20 protein-coding genes and 1 other RNA gene are annotated in these 19686 nt (G+C 49.9%); 6 read left to right on the top strand and 15 right to left on the bottom strand.

Features of this window, described 5'->3' with window-relative positions; all coding sequences use genetic code 11:
• Positions 1–30 precede the first annotated feature (30 nt).
• The 7 genes from B157_RS0123140 to ssrA form a co-directional block, all read right to left on the bottom strand.
• The gene (locus tag B157_RS0123140) at positions 31–507 is read right to left on the bottom strand and encodes an FKBP-type peptidyl-prolyl cis-trans isomerase (RefSeq protein ID WP_020605692.1); all 477 of its coding nucleotides are present in this window, start codon (positions 505–507) and stop codon (positions 31–33) included.
• Positions 508–585: 78 nt separating this feature from the next.
• Positions 586–1407 carry a hypothetical protein gene (locus B157_RS0123135; protein ID WP_020605691.1) on the bottom strand — a complete coding sequence of 274 codons (822 nt, stop codon included), beginning with the start codon at positions 1405–1407 and terminating at the stop codon, positions 586–588.
• 46 nt (positions 1408–1453) lie between these two features.
• The gene (locus B157_RS0123130; protein ID WP_020605690.1) at positions 1454–1738 is read right to left on the bottom strand and encodes a hypothetical protein; all 285 of its coding nucleotides are present in this window, start codon (positions 1736–1738) and stop codon (positions 1454–1456) included.
• A gap of 111 nt (positions 1739–1849) precedes the next feature.
• The gene (gene hemF / locus B157_RS0123125) at positions 1850–2776 is read right to left on the bottom strand and encodes an oxygen-dependent coproporphyrinogen oxidase (RefSeq protein WP_020605689.1); all 927 of its coding nucleotides are present in this window, start codon (positions 2774–2776) and stop codon (positions 1850–1852) included.
• Between the two features lie 24 nt (positions 2777–2800).
• The gene (locus B157_RS0123120; RefSeq protein ID WP_026308910.1) at positions 2801–3427 is read right to left on the bottom strand and encodes an AlbA family DNA-binding domain-containing protein; all 627 of its coding nucleotides are present in this window, start codon (positions 3425–3427) and stop codon (positions 2801–2803) included.
• 315 nt (positions 3428–3742) lie between these two features.
• Positions 3743–4225, bottom strand: a complete 483-nt coding sequence (locus B157_RS0123115) for a hypothetical protein (RefSeq protein WP_026308909.1) — start codon at positions 4223–4225, stop codon at positions 3743–3745.
• Positions 4226–4585: 360 nt separating this feature from the next.
• Positions 4586–4959, bottom strand: a transfer-messenger RNA (tmRNA) gene (ssrA, locus tag B157_RS37155).
• 166 nt (positions 4960–5125) lie between these two features.
• On the opposite strand from ssrA, the gene B157_RS0123110 reads away from it, so the two are divergent.
• Positions 5126–5767: a hypothetical protein gene (locus tag B157_RS0123110; protein ID WP_020605686.1), complete on the top strand. Its 642-nt coding sequence runs from the start codon at positions 5126–5128 to the stop codon at positions 5765–5767.
• 77 nt (positions 5768–5844) lie between these two features.
• Here the strand turns inward: B157_RS0123110 and B157_RS39850 are convergent, their stop codons facing one another.
• The 4 genes from B157_RS39850 to B157_RS0123095 form a co-directional block, all read right to left on the bottom strand.
• Complete coding sequence (locus B157_RS39850; RefSeq protein WP_020605685.1) at positions 5845–6387, bottom strand: alpha/beta fold hydrolase; 543 nt, start codon at positions 6385–6387, stop codon at positions 5845–5847.
• 69 nt (positions 6388–6456) lie between these two features.
• Positions 6457–6816, bottom strand: a complete 360-nt coding sequence (locus tag B157_RS39845; RefSeq protein WP_020605684.1) for an alpha/beta hydrolase family protein — start codon at positions 6814–6816, stop codon at positions 6457–6459.
• 85 nt (positions 6817–6901) lie between these two features.
• Positions 6902–7564 (bottom strand): SdpI family protein, encoded by a 663-nt coding sequence (locus B157_RS0123100; RefSeq protein WP_020605683.1) that lies wholly within the window; start codon positions 7562–7564, stop codon positions 6902–6904.
• A gap of 22 nt (positions 7565–7586) precedes the next feature.
• Positions 7587–7886: an autorepressor SdpR family transcription factor gene (locus B157_RS0123095; protein ID WP_020605682.1), complete on the bottom strand. Its 300-nt coding sequence runs from the start codon at positions 7884–7886 to the stop codon at positions 7587–7589.
• A 641-nt stretch (positions 7887–8527) separates the two neighbouring features.
• Between B157_RS0123095 and B157_RS0123090 the strand changes: the two genes are divergently transcribed.
• Positions 8528–9070: a DUF6580 family putative transport protein gene (locus tag B157_RS0123090; protein ID WP_020605681.1), complete on the top strand. Its 543-nt coding sequence runs from the start codon at positions 8528–8530 to the stop codon at positions 9068–9070.
• Positions 9071–9167: 97 nt separating this feature from the next.
• Here B157_RS0123090 and B157_RS0123085 read toward each other — a convergent pair whose 3' ends face one another.
• Positions 9168–11792: an MGH1-like glycoside hydrolase domain-containing protein gene (locus B157_RS0123085; protein ID WP_020605680.1), complete on the bottom strand. Its 2625-nt coding sequence runs from the start codon at positions 11790–11792 to the stop codon at positions 9168–9170.
• A gap of 111 nt (positions 11793–11903) precedes the next feature.
• Positions 11904–12713, bottom strand: coding sequence for a glucose 1-dehydrogenase (locus B157_RS0123080; RefSeq protein ID WP_020605679.1), 810 nt, complete (start codon positions 12711–12713; stop codon positions 11904–11906).
• A 376-nt stretch (positions 12714–13089) separates the two neighbouring features.
• Between B157_RS0123080 and B157_RS0123075 the strand changes: the two genes are divergently transcribed.
• The 3 genes from B157_RS0123075 (at position 13090) to B157_RS0123060 (ending at position 15877) form a co-directional block, all read left to right on the top strand.
• Positions 13090–14100, top strand: a complete 1011-nt coding sequence (locus B157_RS0123075) for a bestrophin family protein (protein ID WP_020605678.1) — start codon at positions 13090–13092, stop codon at positions 14098–14100.
• A 474-nt stretch (positions 14101–14574) separates the two neighbouring features.
• Entirely contained in the window at positions 14575–15180 is a 606-nt protein-coding gene (locus B157_RS0123070) for a hypothetical protein (protein ID WP_020605677.1), read from the top strand.
• A 298-nt stretch (positions 15181–15478) separates the two neighbouring features.
• The gene (locus tag B157_RS0123060) at positions 15479–15877 is read left to right on the top strand and encodes a hypothetical protein (RefSeq protein WP_020605675.1); all 399 of its coding nucleotides are present in this window, start codon (positions 15479–15481) and stop codon (positions 15875–15877) included.
• A gap of 73 nt (positions 15878–15950) precedes the next feature.
• Here the strand turns inward: B157_RS0123060 and B157_RS0123055 are convergent, their stop codons facing one another.
• The gene (locus tag B157_RS0123055) at positions 15951–16403 is read right to left on the bottom strand and encodes an FKBP-type peptidyl-prolyl cis-trans isomerase (protein WP_026308908.1); all 453 of its coding nucleotides are present in this window, start codon (positions 16401–16403) and stop codon (positions 15951–15953) included.
• A 240-nt stretch (positions 16404–16643) separates the two neighbouring features.
• Positions 16644–18116, bottom strand: coding sequence for a proline--tRNA ligase (gene proS / locus B157_RS0123050; RefSeq protein WP_020605673.1), 1473 nt, complete (start codon positions 18114–18116; stop codon positions 16644–16646).
• Positions 18117–18337: 221 nt separating this feature from the next.
• On the opposite strand from proS, the gene B157_RS0123045 reads away from it, so the two are divergent.
• A complete protein-coding gene (locus B157_RS0123045; RefSeq protein WP_020605672.1) occupies positions 18338–19675 on the top strand; it encodes a pilus assembly protein in 1338 nt (445 codons plus the stop codon).
• Positions 19676–19686 lie beyond the last annotated feature (11 nt).

Here is a 19686-nt window from a genome sequence, read left to right as displayed (position 1 = left end):
AGTTTTTAACGACCTGGCAGGGTGGACCCGTTAATTAGCCTTAATCAGGTCAATGGTGAACACCAGAATGGAGTTTGCCGGAATGCCATTCTGTTCCTGCGAACCGTAGGCCAGGCTGGGCGGCAGATAGAGCGTGACACTGCCACCGGGTGCCACCAGCGGAATGCCTTCCTGCCAGCCAACGATGAGTTGATCCAGACCGAAGCTAACGCCCCTGCCGCTGTCAAATTCCTCGCCGTTCGTTAGTTTGCCCGTGTAATTGACCGTTACGCTGGAGCACACGGTTGGCTTTGTCCCCGACCCGGTCGACTGAATACTATAATAAAACCCCCGCTTATCGGCAGTAGCGCTGATGTTATTCGTTTCAATGTACTGCTTCAGGCTGGAAACCTCTTCCTGCGGGGCTTCGGTTGTAACGGTAGCCTGGGTACAGGGGGTTTGATTGGCTTGCTGGCAACTGCCCAGGAGCAGGGAGCAGAACAGCAGCGTAAATACATGTTTTTTCATTCGTAACAGCCCAACGGGGCAGGCTTATTTTAGTTGGTAAAGACTGATTGCCGGAACAGCCGTTCCGGGTACTTCGGTTCACTTACGGGCTGTATTTCTACCTGTTTTATCCGCTAGCCAGGCATAACTCTCGCTGAGAAACGCGTTAATCTGTTCGGCGCCAGTCACTAACGAAATGGGCAGTATAGCACCCTGCCAGGATGGGGTATTCAGCCATGTGCCGGTAGTAAGGGACCGAGTGGCCGCGAAATCGATGTGTTGCCGACTGTCGTAGCCCGATAGATAGAAATAGGGTTCGTAACTCACCGCGTCGGCAATTGCATAACCGGCCCAGATGGCGGCCTGCTCAGCACCCGTTTCGCCGGGAAATGAATAATAAACGCCCGTATCGAAATGATGCGGCCAGATACGGACTTCGCTCGCCTGACCACTCGACTCATTCAGGGTAGTCAGTACGGTCTGCGCCAGTTTTCGCCATTCTCCCCAGGCTTTCAGGCCAACGGGGTGGGCATAGGGCGTATTGTTCGGAACAGGTGGTTCGGCCAGCGTGTAATTCAGCCCTTTTATTTCTACGATTCCCCAATCATGCATCAGGGACTGCCACCAGCTGGTTGCTTCAGCGGGTGTTTTGCCCTCAATAGGGAAGGAGGCAACTACGTGTTGCTGCTCATCGACAAACAGCAGGCTGAAGGTCGAGGTATCAACTACCAGTTGGATCTGCTGGTCCTCCCGTTTAAAGGATCTGCCTTCCAGTCGTTGCCGTTCGTTATTCCAGACCATGTTTGTATGGCTGTCATCGGGCTGGTTTGGCAGCCAGTTTGTACCCGTCAGCGCAATATACTGTGCCAGGCTATGCAGGGTTTTGTCGGCTTTCGTGCGTTCATCAGGTCGTAAAGGCATAGGACAGGTTGTTTTGTGGACTGATTTGTATGTTTCCCCTGCCGGGTTAATTCCAGCGGGGGTTCGTAATCAGCAGGAGTAAAAAAAACAGGCCAGCCAATAATCCCGGTATGGCCAGCATGCATAATAACGCCGTTGCCCAGCCCTGTTGCTGATGATTCCGGAGCCAGTAGCCACCCAACAGGATTGCCCCCAAGGCCCCCAGTATCAGAAACCACAACCCACTATTGAATGAGGAAACGCTGCCATCAGCCAGCCCAGCAAAGAAAAAATAAAGGAAGATGAGGGCAATGACCGCATCGAAACCCCACAAAACCCAGAAGAATTTCATCGATAAGTCAGTAAGGGAAACACCGGAAACGTTAGACGCCCGTAAAGCTACTGTCAGACAGCAGCGTTGTCGTGAGGCATTTATCGAACGGTGCTGGTCTTCCTTTACGGGTCAAACCCAGGCTACTCCCTTGCGCAGTAAACGCAGCGTTTCTTCCTCCCGGCTGCCGGGTTCGGGCGTATGATCGTATAGCCAGTTGGCCTGTGGCGGCATACTCATCAGAATGGACTCGGTACGACCATTAGTTTCCAGTCCAAACCGGGTGCCCCGATCCCAAACCAGGTTAAACTCCACGTATCGTCCCCGACGCAGCAACTGCCAGTTTTTTTCACGCTCGCCAAAAGGCAACTGCCTGTTCTGCTGCATGAAGTGCGTATAAATAGGAGCGAAGGTATTCCCTATATCCTGAACAAACGCAAACAGGTCGGCTTTGTGAGCGGCATTTTCGGGTTTCAGGTAATCGAAAAAGATGCCGCCAACACCCCGCGTTTCCTGTCGGTGCGGAATGTAAAAATAGTCGTCGGCCCAGGGCTTGAATTTGGGATAGTAGTCGACGCTATGGCGGTCGCAAATCGTTTTGAGGGACTGGTGAAACCACCGGGCATCATCGGCCACTACATAATGAGGGGTGAGGTCGATGCCCCCGCCAAACCAGTTGTGCCCGGTACTCATCTCAAAATACCGAACGTTCATGTGAATAATGGGTACCATTGGGTTGTGCGGGTGCAGCACAATGGATACCCCCGTTGCGTAGAACGTAGGCGGTGCTTCGCCGGGCGGGGTTGTAATGTTCAGCGCCCGCAGCGTTGCCTCCGTCGCTTCGCCGTGTACGGCCGAAAAACCGACGCCCCCTTTTTCGATAATGGAACCTTCCGTGAGGGTACGTGAGCGGCCCCCGCCCCCCCCCGGTCGTTGCCAGTTATCTTCACGAAATGTTCCGGTGCCATCCGCTTTTTCGAGTGCCTGACAGATACGGTCCTGCAAATCCATGAAGGTCGCCGAAATGGTCTCTTTCGTTAGTGTCTGTTCTGATGTCATATGCAGCGCAAAGATACAACAGGATTACTCCGACAGTTTGAGTGCGTAGCGAACCGGACGAGGTTTATCGATTAGCAGCAGCAGACCCCGATCCGCCAGTTGGCGCAGGAGTTTACCCGCCCGGTAATCCGAGATGTTAATGAGTTTGGCAAACCGGTCGGGGGTGATGGAATCGTTCTTTCGCAGGTATTGAATAAGGGTTCGGGCCATGGGCGATTTCAACAATTCCCGACTTGCGGTGTCGGACGTAATAATCAGTTTGTTCGTAGGGATTGATTTGTCTTTTGCCCGAACGTAAATCGTTCGTTTCCCCGAATCGTCGATGAGGTAATGGGGTTTTTCGGTACTCTCCTGAACCGTTACAATGAGGACAATCCGGCCATCGGGCGACAACCTTTCGTAACTGACTGCCAGGGCTGGCTGAATCAACCGGTCGGTGGCATCTTCAATTTTTTCAACTTCCTTAAATTCCGACGAAACGCCCTTTATTTTTCCATCATCAGCAATGCCAATCAGCAATATTCCTCCCGATGTATTGGCAAAAGCAGCCAGGGTGCGGGCTATCCGGCTGGATGCCGAAAGCTGACGTTTGAATTCTAAACGGGTGTGTTCACCCTGGGCAATAAGTTCGTCCAGTTGGCTGCGATCCATGGTCAGAAAACTGTTTGTAGCCCGCATTGTTTCCAACTAATTTTCGGCCTTGCAGCGTCAATTGTTAACGGGTGAAACTCGCGTAGTTTATGCTGAACTGATACCATTTATGTTTTTTCTTGTAAAAAAATTAGTACACAGTTCACTAAGGATTTCGGGGTGTTGTTGCTCTACTTTCTAAGTAGAGTTGTCGTTTTTTTTATTTTTGGTACTATTTATAAATAAAACGAATGAAAAAAAACAGGACTAACGGCTGCTTTTTTTCATTCGTTTTGTTGGTAACGTCCCTGCGAAATATATTAACTATGGTGTATGTTACTCCGCAGCTTCGGTAGCACGCTTACGGCCGCGGGGCTTGCCGGTATAGGCGGCTTTTGGGGTATCGCTGGCTAATTTCAATTCATATCCCTGTACATCACCGTCATAGTCGAATGGTTTAACCGTGAACGTATGTTTACTACTGGAATAATCGATACCGCCTTTCTGCAGAATATAAGGCAGCGAAATACTGTAACTTTTAGCTGCTTTTTCCAGTTCGAACGCTTCCTCCTGCCCACTGGCACCGGGAACCAGGAAAAGCGATTTTATTTTCCGCTTACCTTCCTGTGTCCCTACTTTAAACCAGCTATCCTGTGGGTCGAATCCTAATTGATCGATCGTTTTATTCGGAAATACGACCTTACCGGCTGTTGAAATATAGCCGGTGGCTGGCGTAGGTTTAGCTTCTGTTTTCTTCTTGCTCTGTTTTGTTTCGCTATTCTCGTCCTGAGAAAAGAATCGAATTTGTTTTGCTTTCATTCGATAATAAATTTTAAGTTCTGGGACACTGACAACGCAAATATAATAAGTCTCAATGCCAAATACAGTAATCGTTTTGAATATCACCAGTTTTTTTCTCTATTCAGCTATTTTCGTATTTAAATGATAAAAAAGTAGTTGAACAGTTTGTGTGTTTTCTGGGATTTTTATTTAAAAATGGTAGTATGGAATAAACGTAAATGGGGTAACTAAATCAAATAGATCAGTTGATTAATGCGCTTTGTTCCGGTGAAGAAATCAAGCTGATACATTTCCTGTGCAGTAGTTTTACACGGTCAATACATCCGCATTAAAAGTAAAAAATCCTCAACACAAATGTGTGCTGAGGATTTTCACTTTAGGTGGAGACGGAGGGATTTGAACCCTCGTCCAGTCAAGGAACCCGTCGTGCTTTCTACATGCTTAGGTACGCTTGGGATTGTCGGGAATCAGGCCGGTGTGTACCAAACCAATCGTCATCCGTAGGTGCTTGTGTCTCGCTCAGCCGTTAACACCATAAATTGAGCCAGCGCTGCGAGATGGTGCCTCCTGATCCAGCCAGCAGCACGTAGGCCGGGGAGACAATGGCTAATGCTTAATCCTCCGGATTAGGCAGCCATGGCGTAGTTATACTCGCCTGTTATTGTTTTGACGATTTGTTTGGGCGGGAAATTCCGTCAACTCCCGGCATGCTTACACGCGACCTCTGCAAGCTGTCAATTCCGGTCGTCCCCAAAATCAACGGCCCTGTTTTGGGCGTGTAAACAAAGTAACTGTCCACTGCCCTGTTTAGTTCTGCTCAGTGCAATAAAACCGGTACTGGCAAATCTCATAACAATATGCGGCCATATTAGTTGTACAGGAAGGTGACCCGTAACGTTGCCTGTAGCGTTGAATGAAATGACCATTACTCCTTTTGAAACGAAACTCTATGAGTGCTTAGCACCGTTTTTTGCGCAACACGGTTATGGTTTGTTGCCCGAAAAAAAACAGTTTCGCCGGGAAACAGTCAATGGGTTTCAGAACATCGTTCTTTCCTCCGTTCCGTATCCAGACGACACTATGCTGGAGGTGAATTTTGGCTGTCGAAACGATCAGATTGAACAGATTGCCCAGCAATTTCTACACAACCTGACTGAGTTCAGGTCTGATGCCAACACATTTTTATTGTCTATTGGTCGGTTTAGCGGCCTACAGTATTTTCGGTATAAGATTCATTCGGAGGATGAACTCGTTCACGTTTGCGAACAGATCGAATTGTTTTTTGATCAGCAGGGATTTGAGTTTATGCAAAGGTCCTCCACCTTAGCCGTTATCGATCAGTTGTTAAACGATCAGCCCGACCAGCCCTGTCGCTATGTATACAACCAGACCCATCGCTGTTACAAAGGCCTTATAGCGGCCCGGTTGAACCATAATCCCTATTTCAATAAGCTGGTAGACGAATACCGGCACTCGCTTGTCAGACTGACGCAAAATTCCCACGAGCAACTTCATTTCGAGCGTCTGGTCACGTTTCTGCACCACTACTCAGCAAACTGATTTCAACCAATATGAGCGCGGGTGGTACTGCCCTATTATAAAGTAGTACCACTCGCTCCCATGTCGATATACAGCATTTACTTCACAAACCGGGCTATAGTAGTGGCCAGGCCGGGGGTTAACGGCTCATCAGGGTTGTTGTAGGACGTCTGAGCTTCCTGCATCGAATTTGTCTTTACAGGCTTAAAACAGTGGTTCATCGCGTCAAACAGAACCAGCTGAGCGTCAGGCAGGGCTGTTTTCAATAGTTCGGCGTCCTGCACCAGTACCTGAACATCCCGCCTGCCCTGTATGATCAGCACGGGTATGGTGACGATTTTTAGCTGAACCGCCGGATCGTATTTCATCCACGAAATCAGGTAGGGCTGCACACTGGGCCGGAATAGCTGATGAATAGCCGGATACGCCGTTGGCAGGCTACCCAGCGTATACCCGGCTTTTAAGGAATCCAGGGCCTTGAACACAGCCTCCCGGTCAGTCTCCGGTAACTGAGGTTTTAACTGCGTTTTTAGCTTACTGGTAATGTCATCCCCCGGGCCCGCCAGCGAGATGCAGGCATCGGCATGGGTTTGCCGGGCGGCTATCATACCAATCAGAGAACCTTCGCTGTGACCCGCCACGATTAACTTGCTAAACCGTTTGTCGGCTTTGAGTTTGTTACCCCACGCCGTAGCGTCGTTGATGAATGTCTAGAAGGTCATACTCTGTTCGGTCATGCCCATTTTAATGCTGCGTCCCACGCCCCGCTTGTCGTACCGCAACGTGGCGATGCCTAACGCAGCCAGGCTATCGGCCAGCATGTTGTATGCGTTTGCCTTGACGCTGTTTGGCTGACCGACCGGAATAGGGTTGTTGCCGTTGCGGTCGGTTGGTCCCGACCCGGCAATGAGTAGCACAATGGGTACCGGACCTGTACCCGCCGGTGGCAACGTCAGTGTTCCATCGAGTACCAGATCCGCCATTTCGAGTTGCATAGGTTCTTCCGTCTGGGCCAGGGCAGATCCGCAGACGATGATAGACAATAAAGCGGAGTATAGGAAGCGGGTCATGGAGAATGCGTAGTTAATGGATTTGTTGGAGAAGGTTGATTGATGATAAGGCGCACTGGGTTTTAACCCGGCAAGGCATTCGCATTCAGCTCAGTTGACGGGCTTTCTCCTGCCGGAAATAGATGTATGAATACACAACCGGAATGATAGTGGAAAGCAGAATAATTCCCACCACAACCCCTACCGTATAGGGCATGGGTACCACAAAGACCAGCACCGCAGACAGTAGCCCACCGGCAACCATCCACCGACCGCCCATTTGGTGCGTTTTTCGCCATACGGCATCGCTCTGAAGCGTCCACGGCGTACGGATGCCTACGAAATAGTTGGGCTTCACAGTGGTCATGTAATTTCCCAGACCAGCTATCAGCAGGGCTGTCAGTGCCAGCAGGCTGCTTATCAGTTTGTTTTTATCGGACTGGTGAGCGGCCATGTAGAATACGAGACCATTTATCGCCGAAAAGAAAAGTGTAATCAACACCCTCATTTTTAAGAAATTGGCCGTTTGTAAATGTCCTTTGGGGTCAATATTTGGTAAATAGCGGAGCACCAGGTACAGAAAGACCGATAGTACGCCGAGAAACAACGCAGCGTTTTCTTTACGCATCCAGCCATCGGGCTTGCCACTTATAGTATAATGCGTAGCGATTTCGGTGGGGAGTTCATTCCAGATGAGGGCCACGTAGGCCAGCGGTGCCAGCACGAGGGTAATCATCAGGACTTCGGCAGCGGTAGTGTTTGTTTTCATGAGTAATAAGGGATTTTGGCAATTAAGACGGTTGGTTGGTTTTGGTGGTGCTGTTAAGTGGCTCGTCCTTTTTTTGAAAACTGATGAGCCAGGCCAGCAACTCATCCAGTACGGTTGTGTTGAGGCTGTAGTTGATAAACTGCCCCTGCTTGGTTGCTTCTACCAAACCAGCCTGCCGGAGCAGATCGAGGTGGTGCGAAATACTAGGCTTCGTCATATCGAACTGTTCGGCAATGTCACCAGCGTTCAGATCGCCCCCACGCAGCAGGTCCAGAATCTGCCGACGGGTCGGGTCATTCAAGGCTTTAAATAGATTGTTCATACGTACTTAATTAAATTATTAGGTAAATGTCTAATTAGTTAATTAGGTAAATGTCTAAATATATAAGAATGGCTATTTGTTGTGATGAAAGGATATATAACAGGATAAACGGAAGTGGACTGTCTTTTTCTTCTGAACAAGGTTGACTTTACACTTCCTTTGACGAAACTGTTTTTACCTTCTTAAGGCCACACGCGATTCCATCCCGTATTATTTCACCGAGAGAAAAGCAGGGATGAAAGTAAAGGGGGGAAGATACGTTTGTAGTTGGTTTTGAAAGAAGCCCCGATGGGACTAAAACAATAACTTGTCCTATACCTGAAACTTGCCCTATACCTGAGCAAAGTCAGTACGACGAAGACCCTTGAATCGGAATGTTTCGAACGACGGGTTAGGGACAACCATTTTATCCCGGTCAAGGAGGAGTAGGAGTGAGGTGTTCATGCACCGGTTGGTCGTTCCCAATCCCCGACAGGCAAGCGTTGAGTTTACGAAATCAACGCTGTTTTGTGGCACAACGACCGGTAGACTTTGTCATAAGTATTTATGGGGTTATCTTTGCACAATACATTTCAGGATCAATTCGGCACTCGCTGGTAGCGACCATTTATGTTGATCCCTTAACTGCTGATATCATACACATGAAGCCTTTACAGATTCGCCTGACGTTACTGACTATACTCATTCTGGCTACGGCCCTGTTTCGGTTAGTACCCCATTGGCCTAATTTTACGCCCGTGGCTGCGCTGGCTCTGTTTGGGGCCGCTTCCTTCGATCGTAAGTGGCTGGGGTTGTTTATTCCGCTTGCGGCTATGCTTTTGAGTGATGTACTAATTGGATTTCATAACAGCATGGAAGCCGTTTACATCAGCTTTGCGCTGGTGTGGCTAATCGGTCTGTGGAGTCTGCAGCATCCATCGGCCGGTCGTATTGCCCTGGCATCCGTTGCCTCGTCCATCCTGTTCTTTCTGATCACCAACTTTGCGGTATGGTACGGCAGTTCTTTTTATCCACAAACGGCGGCTGGTCTGATGAGCTGCTACGTATCCGGGCTTGCGTTTTATAACGGCACTTCCTTCTTCCTGAACGCACTGCTGGGTGACCTGTTTTTTAGTGCGGTGCTGTTTGGTAGCTACTACCTGCTTCAGCAGCGGTTTACGGTATTACGACCCTCGCGGGCGTAGATACTAGTGGTCATATTTTGTCATTGACCGTAGTTGCTTAATGACCATCAATGACAAAATATGACCGCGAAGCGCAATGACTACCAATAGTCTATACCTATTGGTACTTCCGATTGATAAGTTCGGCCACTAAGCCGGTCCAGCCCGTTTGGTGGCTGGCCCCAACACCCCGGCCATTATCTCCATCGAAATATTCGTAGAACAGGACGTAATCGCTAAAGTGGGGGTCCCGGTATTTAGGGTGCTGACCAAACACGGGGCGGTTACCGGCACTGTCTTTCGTAAACAGACTGATTAGCCGGTTCGTCAGCTCCAGTGCCACGGCTTTGAGGGTTATCTGCTGACCCGACCCGATGGGGTATTCGACCGTGAATTCGTCTCCGAAATAAGTATAAAACCGCTCTATGCTCTCCACCAGCAGGTAATTGGTCGGCATCCAGACGGGGCCACGCCAGTTGCTGTTGCCCCCAAACATATCGGTCGTACTTTCGGCAGGAGTGTAGGTGAGGGTGAACGTAGTACCATCCAGGGTAAATTGATACGGGTGCTCCCGATACACCTGCGATACCGCCCGGACACCATGCGGACTTAAAAACTCATTTTCATCCAGTATATTACTCAGCAGGGCTTTCAACCGGAAGCCGCGCAATAGACTCAGCAACCGCTTCTGGTTCATCCCTTTTTCGGTATAGCGCGATACCTGGTTATACAGATCCGGGCGGTGACTCTGAAACCAGTCCATTCGCTCCACGAAGGAAGGGTTTGATTTTAGCAATTTGTCGTCCAGTATTTCAACGGCATAGAGTGGTATGAGCCCCACCAGTGTTTTCACGCGCATCCGGTGTACCGTGCCGTCGTTCATCCGAAGCTGGTCGTAGAAAAATGCATCCTCTTCATCCCAAAGCCCCGTATTATTGCCGCCAATTTTAGTGATGGCACTGGCGATGTACAGAAAGTGGTCAAAGAACTTGGTGGCCATCTCGTCGTACACGGTGTCATGGCGGGCCAGTTCCAGCGCAATGCGCATCATGTTGAGCGCATACATAGCCATCCAGCTGGTTCCGTCGGCCTGCTCCAGATGACTGCCATCGGGAAACACGGTATTACGGTCAAAAACGCCGATGTTGTCCAGGCCCAGAAAACCTCCTTCAAAAATATTATTTCCCGATGCATCTTTCCGGTTCACCCACCAGGTAAAGTTGATCATCAATTTGTGGAAGATACCCCGAAGGAACGTCAAATCTTCCTCGCCCGGAGGCTTACGCTCCATTTCAAGGTGGAAAATTCGCCAGGCCGCCCAGGCCTGCACGGGTGGATTCACGTCGGAGAAGTTCCATTCGTAGGCGGGCAGTTGCCCATTGGGGTGCATATACCACTCGTTGGTCAGCACCATAAGCTGCTGCTTGGCAAAGCCAGGATCGATAATGGACAGAGTTACGCAATGGAACGCCCAGTCCCAGGCCGCATACCAGGGGTACTCCCAGGTATCGGGCATTGAAATGACGTTTGCGTTGATGAGTTGCAGCCAGGTATGATTACGCCCGTTCCGGCGTTCGGGGGGTGGGGGGGGGCTGTTTGGGTCACCGGCCAGCCAGCGCGATACGTCGTAGTAATAATACTGCTTGCTCCACAGCATACCGGCAAAAGCCTGACGCTGCACCCGCTTTTCGTCGTCAGTAGCCTGGTTAGGCTGAACAGTGGCGTAGAACTCATCAGTCTCTACCTGCCTCTTCGAGAAAATAAAGTCAAAATCAGCAAAGGGATTCGGTAGCGAAGCCAGTTCAAGCCGCAAACGCAGGGTGACGGATTGACCCGCGTCGATGGTCACTCTATAATGCGCGGCTGCTTTGGTACCCGTATGGTCCGGGTTAACGGTATTCCCTCCGTGAATTACATGATCATTGATACCGTCTTTTGGGTATTGAGAACCAGTATGCGTGTTGTAGAGCCGGGCGATATTGGATTCATTGTCGCAGAACAACCATTCCGGCTGTTCATCCGCATGCAAAACGTAATGACCCAGGGCCGAATCCTCGACCGACACGGTACCGTTGGGCAGCAGGACCAGGGCTGGTTTGTAGTTAGGGACTCCATCCGTATCATCCCCGTAAACCCACGTATTCCGGAACCATAGTGTGGGTAACAGGTGCAGGTCAGCGGCCTGGGCCCCCCGGTTATGCACCGTTACCCGCATCAGTATATCCTGCGGCCCGGCTTTCGCGTATTCGACAACTACATCGAAGTAGCGGTCATCATCGAAGAGACCGGTATCGAGGAGTTCAAATTCGGGGTCCTGCCGGGTTCGCCGGCGATTTTCCTGAACGAGCCATTCGTAGGGGTAAGCAGCCTGCGGGTATTTATACAGCATCCGCTGGTACGAATGCGTGGGGGTATTGTCGATGTAATAATAGAGTTCCTTGACATCTTCGCCGTGATTACCCTCGCTGTTGGATAACCCAAAATACCGTTCCTTCAGAATAGGGTCCTGCCCGTTCCAGAGTGCCAGCGCCAGACAGAGCTGCTGTTTCTCGTCGCAGAAGCCTGCTATCCCTTCTTCGCCCCACCGATACGTATAACTGCGGGCCATATCGTGGGTGGTGTAATTCCAGGCATCGCCATTGGCACTGTAATCTTCCCGCACGGTTCCCCACTGTCGGTCGGACACGTAAGGGCCCCATTGCCGCCAGGCGGGGTCGTCAAGACGCTGCTTTTCTATGGACATGAATGGTCGGGAATTTTCATTTTTTTGTCATTGGTTGTCATTAGCCAGTTTGGCCAAAAAGGCCGGTTTAATGACAACTAACGACTACAAGTGACTACTAATAACCAGTTTTCACCCCCCCGTGGCGAAGCCTTCAAATACGGTCATGCCACCATCAATGAAAATACTGGCACCGGTGATATAATCCGATAAATCGGACGACAGGAACACGGCCAGATTGCCAATATCCTGGGGCTGGCCGATTCGGTTATACGGTATCAGGCTCATCAGGCTATTTAGTGCCTGAGGTGTTTCCCAGGCTGCCCGGTTAATAGCGGTTTGAATAGCACCGGGACAAATGCTGTTGACCCGAATTTTCCGGTCGCCATACTCCTGAGCCAGCGATTGCATCAGCATCTTAAGACCACCTTTGGAAGTCGCATAATTGACGTGCCCCGCCCAGGGTATTAATTCATGCACCGAACTCATGCAGATAATTTTACCGGTAGCCAGTGATACATCCGGGCGCGGCCCCCGGCGCAGGAACTCCCGGATGGCTTCGCGGGCGCACAGAAACTGCCCTGTCAGGTTAACATTGATGACCGTATTCCACTGGTCGAGGGTCATTTCATCAAACTTCGCATCACGCTGTAAGCCAGCGTTATTGATCAGGATGTCGACCGTACCGTATTGGGCTACCACAGCCGCAAACATCCTGATGACCTGGTCTTCCTTACTCACATCACATTGGGCCGTCATGCCCGTACCACCAGCATTGATAATATCGGTTAAAACGGCTTCCGCATCCGGCTTTGACGACTCGACGGGGTAGTTGATAACGACGGTAGCCCCGGCAGCTGCCAGTGCTTTGGCAACGCCCGTTCCAATGCCACTGCTGGCACCCGTGATGATGGCCGTTTGGCCTTCCAGTGTGTTTTTCATGAATTGTCAGAACTATCTTTTAGGGTAACTCTTTTACGGTCAGTTATACTAACCCAGCCGAAAATAGACGCATGAATAAAGGTAAAAAGTTGTTCTGGTTAATGGTTTTGGCCCCAAAGCGTGTCTTTCCTTATGAGGCCCTTCAACTCTTTATTGGTATTACTTGAACGGTCTTGTCAACTAAACCGGACCAGTTTGCGGGCGCAAACTACGGCTTGCCAGGCGGGCAAACAATAAATTAATCAACTGTTAATCTGGCTTTCATTAAGGGATATTTCAGGGAAAATCCAGACTTGCTGACCAGATTTATTGGATATTTTAGTAGCTTCCCTTTCGAAAAATACGCCTGTAAGACATTAACGCTACTGCTTATCCTATGTTTACTGCCAAACGTGTTCCCCTTCGTATTGTTTTTCCTTTCGCCTGGCCGTCCGTTTTCTTCTTCTTCTCCTATTCGGCCTCTGTTTGCCTGCTTTACTCATATTTCGAATGGACGTTCCTGGCCATTCCGTTTGTTCCGGTCGCTACCATTGGTACTGCTGTTGCTTTTTACGTGGGGTTCAAAAACAACTCATCCTACGACCGACTCTGGGAAGCCCGACGGATATGGGGCAGCATCACCAACGCCAGCCGGTCGTGGAGTATCCTGGTACTCGACTATATCATTTCCTCAAACAGGAATACCCAGCCTGATGTTGCTGTTGAACAGATACACCGGCAACTCATCTATCGGCATCTGGCCTATATCACCGCACTACGGGTACAATTACGCCAAAAACCAGTATGGGAACTTCATCACGATATTGCTCATGACCTTATCGAGCGCATTGCGGCATTCAAGCAGTGTAGTCTGGACAAAGAACTAAGCCGCTTTCTTTCCGATGAGGAAATCCAGGAAATCATTAAGCATCCCAATCCGGCTACGTTTCTACTGCGCCAGCAATCGGCCCAATTACGAGCGCTACGGAACGGGCAATACCTGAACGACTACTACCACGTCGATATGGAACGAATGCTAACCGAGTTTTACAACCAGCAGGGGGCCTGCGAACGGATAAAATCTTTTCCCTTTCCGCGTCAGTACGCTTTTTTTAGTTTCGTGTTTACCTGGCTCTTCATTTTTGTCCTGCCGTACGGGCTGTTACCCGAGATGGCGAAGTTCAGTGGCTGGCATATTTGGCTCACAGTTCCGTTCTATACCGTTATCGCGTGGATTTTTAACACGATGGAAGTAGTAGGGGATACCAGTGAAAATCCGTTTGAAAATAGTATCAATGATGTGCCTATGACCGCTATCTGTCGTAATATCGAAATTGATCTCCGCGATATGCTTGGCGAAACCAATCTGCCCAAACGCGTTCAGGCTGTCCGGGATATTCTCATGTGATGGCTGGCAGGCCAATTTCCGATACCGCTACTGCACTGGCGGGGTTGTTTCGGCTACTTCACTTACCATGCATTCTTTCCATTCCGGTCCGGTATAGCACCAGGACACCCGGGAACTGTAGGCTATTTTCTATAATCAGCGACGAAAAGGTGAATTTTTGCCGCCTGAATGCCATGGGCGTACGCGGCCCGTTTTAAACGAATTGCACTTTGCATATGAAAAATAGGCCCTGAAATTCCTAAAGTACAACTTTTTTGAATTATTAGAAAAATACAATTCATGCGGTATAAATAGGGACTTGTTGTACTTTTTCAATAAACGCCCTAATTTGGTTAGAATAGATATAATTATAAAATGAAGTTTTCGTAAAACATTGGTTTTCAGTGGGGACACTCTTGCAACGAATCGCATTCCTGCCACACCTTTGTCACGGAAAAACAAACTATACAACCGAAGAAAATTAATTATACAACCATGAAAAAATTCCGTTTATCAATCGCAGTACTGTTATCAGTATGGAGTCTGGCAGGTCTGGGAGTGGCCAAAGCCGACAATGGATCAGGAATGGGTGGTGTGAAAGTTGAGAAGTCCGCTAGCAAGAAAGTACGTGTATATACAAAGCCTGGTACCTCCGTTGATCTGGCACTTATTGATGCCGATGGCAATGTACTTTACCGGGGCGTTATCGCCAAGAATGAGCAACATGCAACTTCGTTCAATCTGAACAACCTACCCGATGGGCAGTATTATCTGACCGCCGGTAACAATGCCTGGTGGATGTCGCAGGGGTTGACAATCAAAGCCAATTCGGTCAACGTCGACGAGCGTAACATCCAGCAGGTTGCCAAGCCTACGCTGACAGCCTACGAGAAGAATAAGATTGAAGTGGTGCTGCCGGTTAGTAATGTCGAGCAGTCTACCGTAGCGATTTATGATCCTCAGAACGTACTGGTACAGACGGATTCGTTCAAAGGGTCGGTGCGCCGGTTCGATTTGTCAGGTTTACCCGATGGAGCCTATACCTTCGTGGTTGGACCGGATCAGAAGCAGTTCACAGCGCGTATCGCTATTCAGCACTAAGCAACCTGTATGCCCCTTTGGGGGTTAATCATTCACTACCTCAACACATACTGTGCGGTCAGTCTTTTCGGACAGGCCTGACCGTCAGCTCCATTCTGCCCGCTATTTTCGTCAGAAAGTAGCGGGCTTTTTTTGCGATGAGCAGAATAGGCTCGTTATCGTCAGGGAGGAGGATCATTTTCGCTTAATTCTGACCGTTCGTTAAAAAGTTGGGTGTTACTAAACAGGCTTTACTATAACTTAAGCAGCGTAATAGAGCGACTTTGGGGAGTAGCCTGATTCAGAACTGAATCTGTATATGGAAGATCTTACGCCAGACCAAATTAACGGCATTACCAAAGGCTATTTCAGTATGGCTCGTGCGCTGAATGAGTATCAGGTTATTCATTGGGTTGAGCTTTCGCATGAGCAGCAGCTGGACCTTAATGCGTATCAGAACAGTCTCCTTAATCGGGCGCAGGATTTAATTTTACGGACCATCCGACCCGCTTATACGAATACCATTACCGTTTCGGCTGGCATTGAGAAAGCCATAACCAATGCCAGGGGCAGCCTGCAACGAATCCGGAATGTGGCCGTTGCCCTTAACGTAGGCGCACTTACGGTGGCTTTGGCCGCTTACGTAGCCCGCGCCGATCTGCGGGGTATTCAAACAGCCCTGCGTGAATTAGATGACTTAGTAACCCTTGACGAATAATACCGAAAAGGAGGAGCGGGAAGGGAATAATTTGATTATTCTCTTCCCGCTCCTCCTTTTCGGTACCTGTTACTTATAAAATCAAGCCTGATGGCGATTTCACGCCGACCAGTTCAACGTCAAAAGTCAGTGCATGACCGGCCAGGGGATGATTGGCATCGAGCGTTACGCTGGTATCGGTCAGATCGCGAATAATAACGGGAACAGGGCGTGGATTCCCGTCCTCATGCATATTGAGGGTTGAGCCCACTTCCAGTGGAATATCCTCTGGTATATCCGTCCGGTTCAGCGTAAAGATCATTTCCTCGTTGGTTGCCCCGTAGGCATCTTCTACCGGAATATTTATGGTTTTTTTTTCGCCGGGATTCATACCCGCCACGCCATCATCGAAGCCTTTGATCACCTGACCACTGCCCACGGTAAACTCCAGGGGAGTACGACCTTCCGATGAATCGAATATAGTGCCATCGGAGAGGGTTCCGGTATAATGCACCTGAACGGTGTCACCAGATTTTGCTTGTGCCATAATGCTATGTGTTTTGTTGGGAGCGTAGTCATTAAATACCGGATTTTCCGACATGGTTTGGTTGTACGCTAACTTTTGACCAACTCGTTGCTGCGGTCAAAAGTTCAGGATTTTGACCAGAAAATGAACGAATAGTGTGCTGGAAGGAGCCCCCCCCAGCACACTATCCTCTTTTTTTCGGTTTACCTGCCCCTGTTTTATACCGAATTAACCCGGGTCAAGCCGTCGATCTATTTGGCGCTAGTAGGCCCGGGCAAACACGACCCGCCCTTTCGATGGCTTGCCGGAATACACGTCCGTTCCTTCTTCCGGTTCCTGATCAAAGGGGATGCAGCGGATAGTGGCTTTGGTCATTTCCTTGATGGTTTCTTCAGTTTCTGATGTGCCGTCCCAATGCGCCAGTATAAAGCCACCTTTCTCGATTTGTTCCTGAAACTGCTCGAACGTGTCGACCCGGAACGTGTTTTCCTGCCGGAAGGCACGGGCTTTCTCGTAGATAGTCCGCTGAATGTCGTCGAGCAGGGCCACAATTCGTTCCGTGAGTCCATCGAAGGGTACCGTTTCTTTGGTTTTAAGGTCGCGCCGGGCTATTTCAACGGTACCGTTCTCCAGGTCACGACCGCCCATGGCCAGCCGAACGGGAACGCCCCGCAGTTCATACTCGGCAAATTTCCAGCCGGGCTTGTTGGCATCGGAGTCATCATATTTGACCAGAACACCGGCCTTTTTCAGTTCCTTCACCAACGGCTTTATTTTGGCCGACAATTGCTCTAGTTGCTCTTCTGTGCGGTAAATGGGGACAATAACGACCTGAATGGGAGCCAGTTTAGGCGGCAGTACCAGGCCATCATCGTCGGAATGGGCCATGATAAGCGCGCCCATCAGCCGGGTTGATACGCCCCAGGAGGTACCCCAAACGTACTCCAGTTGATTCTGTTTGGTGAGGAACTGCACATCGAACGCCTTCGCGAAATTCTGACCCAGAAAGTGGGATGTACCCGCCTGAAGCGCTTTGCCATCCTGCATCAGCGCTTCAATACAGAGCGTATCTTCGGCCCCGGCAAACCGTTCGTTGGCCGTTTTGGCCCCTTTTATGACCGGTACGGCCATCCATTCTTCCGCAAACTGGGCATATATGTCGAGCATCTGCCGGGTTTCGGCCTGGGCTTCGTCGGAGGTGGCGTGGGCCGTATGGCCTTCCTGCCAGAGGAATTCGGCGGTACGCAGGAACAACCGGGTACGCATTTCCCAGCGTACCACGTTGGCCCATTGGTTAATAAGCAGGGGCAGGTCGCGGTACGACTGAATCCAGTTTTTGTAGCTACTCCAGATGACCGTTTCCGAGGTTGGCCGCACAATGAGTTCTTCTTCCAGTTTGGCATCGGGGTCTACAATAATACCCGAGCCATCTTCCGCATTTTTGAGCCGGTAGTGCGTCACAACGGCACATTCTTTGGCAAACCCCGCCACGTGCGAAGCTTCTTTGCTTAAGTATGATTTTGGGATAAACAGGGGGAAATAAGCGTTGGAGTGGCCCGTTTCCTTGAACATATCATCCAGCGCCCGCTGCATTTTTTCCCAGATGGAGTAGCCATAGGGCTTGATGATCATACAGCCCCGGACGGCTGAATTTTCGGCCAGGTCGGCCTTCTTAATTAACTCATTATACCACTCGGAGTAGTTTTCACTACGGGACGGAATTGCTTTTGCCATGCGTTAGTCAGTCGGTAAGGTAGTGAGTGGCTGACCAATTCACTACCTTACCGGCTTTTTTTAATGTAGGATTAAACCTTGACTGGTTAATTGAAATCTAATACCTGATAACTTGCAAAGATAGTTTTTTGCGCTATTTTTGTAATCAAACAGGGTAATTCTGTGTTATATATTTAGAGCAGAGTTTATATGAGCCTTCTTTACTTTAATTCCCTTGCCAAATGAAAAAGCAACAACCATATTCTTACCTGACACTGGCTTTGCTGATGGGTTTCTGGAGTTGTAGCTCCAGCCTCAAGACTGCCCAGAACGCTGGTGAAGTGGATGACCTGTATGGCAATTCCGGCAATGCTGCCGTGTACGCCAGCAATTCATCCGACTATAGCTCGGTGGCTTCCAGAAATGCGCCATCACAGCGGTATAGCCGCCAGCAGCAACGTTCGCTTCGTAATGCTAATCCGGATTACAACGACGAGCAGTACGCGGCCAATGGCGGTACTAATACAGATGAGTACTATACGGAACTGAGTGCCCGCAAATTGAACCGGGGCCTTTCGCCCGATCCGGGCTGGAATAATGATGGCACCAATGCCTATAACTCCGGCTTTGTAAATGGATACAACTCAGCCACTACATCGGCGTACAGCTGGAATCGCTGGGGGTATAACAACACGGGTTTTTATAACGGTCTGGGCTTAGGACTTGGCATGGGGCTGGGTGGTTATGGGTACAATAGTTTTGGGTTTGGCTTCGGCAGCCCGTTCTACTCTCCCTTCTACGGTTCTTATGCGTATAGCCCGTTCTATTCGCCTTTTGGCTACAACAGTTTCTATTCGCCGTTCAACTCGTATGGATTTGGCGGATACAATAGTCCATTCTATAGTAGCTACTACGGTGGTGGATACGGAGGCTATTATGGCAGTTCTTACTATGGTAATTCCTACGTTAACAACAGCTACGTAACCGGGGCTGACCCATACCGTGCCAGTAACCGTACGTATGGTGCCCGTGCCGGAAGTTCAACCAACCGGTACAATGACGCTTTTGTAAATACGCCCCGCAGCAGCAGCGGTGGCAGAACGGCCGGTACACCCGCTTATACCGGTAATACATCCGGCGGTAATACATCAAACGGGTATTATGCTACTCCGCGCAGCGGTACCCGGGGTGGTAGTAGCTACTACTATGACAACGGCAACGGTTCGTCCAGAGGTGGCAATTCGGTTAACAGCCCCGCACCGTCGTACAACAGTTCAACGCCTTCGTCGGGTGGCCGATCCAGCAGCGATTATTACGCCACTCCCCGTCAGAACAGCCGGGGAAGCTATAGTTCACCCAGTAACTTAGGTAGTTACAACGGGTCTCGTGGGAGTGCCAGCCAGCCAAGCTATCAACCTTCGCAACAAACCTATAGCGCACCACAGCGTAGTTTTCAGCAATCACAACCAACCTACAGTGCTCCCCAGCGTTCCTACAGCGCACCAAGTGCCCCGTCAGGTGGTGGAGGCTACTCCGGTGGTGGTGGTGGTGGCGGGGGTGGTTCCAGAGGCCCCCGGTAAAATCTGATAAA

The sequence above is a fragment of the Spirosoma spitsbergense DSM 19989 genome (assembly GCF_000374085.1).
In the GTDB taxonomy this organism is placed as follows: Bacteria; Bacteroidota; Bacteroidia; order Cytophagales; family Spirosomataceae; genus Spirosoma; species Spirosoma spitsbergense.
This window is presented reverse-complemented; position numbering and strand designations above follow the sequence as displayed.

Coding starts and splice junctions, on each gene's coding strand:
- B157_RS0123140 (WP_020605692.1), bottom strand. CDS start 507: ATGAAAAAACATGTATTTACGCTGCTGTTCTGCTCCCTGCTCCTGGGC.
- B157_RS0123135 (WP_020605691.1), bottom strand. CDS start 1,407: ATGCCTTTACGACCTGATGAACGCACGAAAGCCGACAAAACCCTGCAT.
- B157_RS0123130 (WP_020605690.1), bottom strand. CDS start 1,738: ATGAAATTCTTCTGGGTTTTGTGGGGTTTCGATGCGGTCATTGCCCTC.
- hemF (WP_020605689.1), bottom strand. CDS start 2,776: ATGACATCAGAACAGACACTAACGAAAGAGACCATTTCGGCGACCTTC.
- B157_RS0123120 (WP_026308910.1), bottom strand. CDS start 3,427: ATGGATCGCAGCCAACTGGACGAACTTATTGCCCAGGGTGAACACACC.
- B157_RS0123115 (WP_026308909.1), bottom strand. CDS start 4,225: ATGAAAGCAAAACAAATTCGATTCTTTTCTCAGGACGAGAATAGCGAA.
- B157_RS0123110 (WP_020605686.1), top strand. CDS start 5,126: ATGACCATTACTCCTTTTGAAACGAAACTCTATGAGTGCTTAGCACCG.
- B157_RS39845 (WP_020605684.1), bottom strand. CDS start 6,816: ATGACCCGCTTCCTATACTCCGCTTTATTGTCTATCATCGTCTGCGGA.
- B157_RS0123100 (WP_020605683.1), bottom strand. CDS start 7,564: ATGAAAACAAACACTACCGCTGCCGAAGTCCTGATGATTACCCTCGTG.
- B157_RS0123095 (WP_020605682.1), bottom strand. CDS start 7,886: ATGAACAATCTATTTAAAGCCTTGAATGACCCGACCCGTCGGCAGATT.
- B157_RS0123090 (WP_020605681.1), top strand. CDS start 8,528: ATGAAGCCTTTACAGATTCGCCTGACGTTACTGACTATACTCATTCTG.
- B157_RS0123085 (WP_020605680.1), bottom strand. CDS start 11,792: ATGTCCATAGAAAAGCAGCGTCTTGACGACCCCGCCTGGCGGCAATGG.
- B157_RS0123080 (WP_020605679.1), bottom strand. CDS start 12,713: ATGAAAAACACACTGGAAGGCCAAACGGCCATCATCACGGGTGCCAGC.
- B157_RS0123075 (WP_020605678.1), top strand. CDS start 13,090: ATGTTTACTGCCAAACGTGTTCCCCTTCGTATTGTTTTTCCTTTCGCC.
- B157_RS0123070 (WP_020605677.1), top strand. CDS start 14,575: ATGAAAAAATTCCGTTTATCAATCGCAGTACTGTTATCAGTATGGAGT.
- B157_RS0123060 (WP_020605675.1), top strand. CDS start 15,479: ATGGAAGATCTTACGCCAGACCAAATTAACGGCATTACCAAAGGCTAT.
- B157_RS0123055 (WP_026308908.1), bottom strand. CDS start 16,403: ATGGCACAAGCAAAATCTGGTGACACCGTTCAGGTGCATTATACCGGA.
- proS (WP_020605673.1), bottom strand. CDS start 18,116: ATGGCAAAAGCAATTCCGTCCCGTAGTGAAAACTACTCCGAGTGGTAT.
- B157_RS0123045 (WP_020605672.1), top strand. CDS start 18,338: ATGAAAAAGCAACAACCATATTCTTACCTGACACTGGCTTTGCTGATG.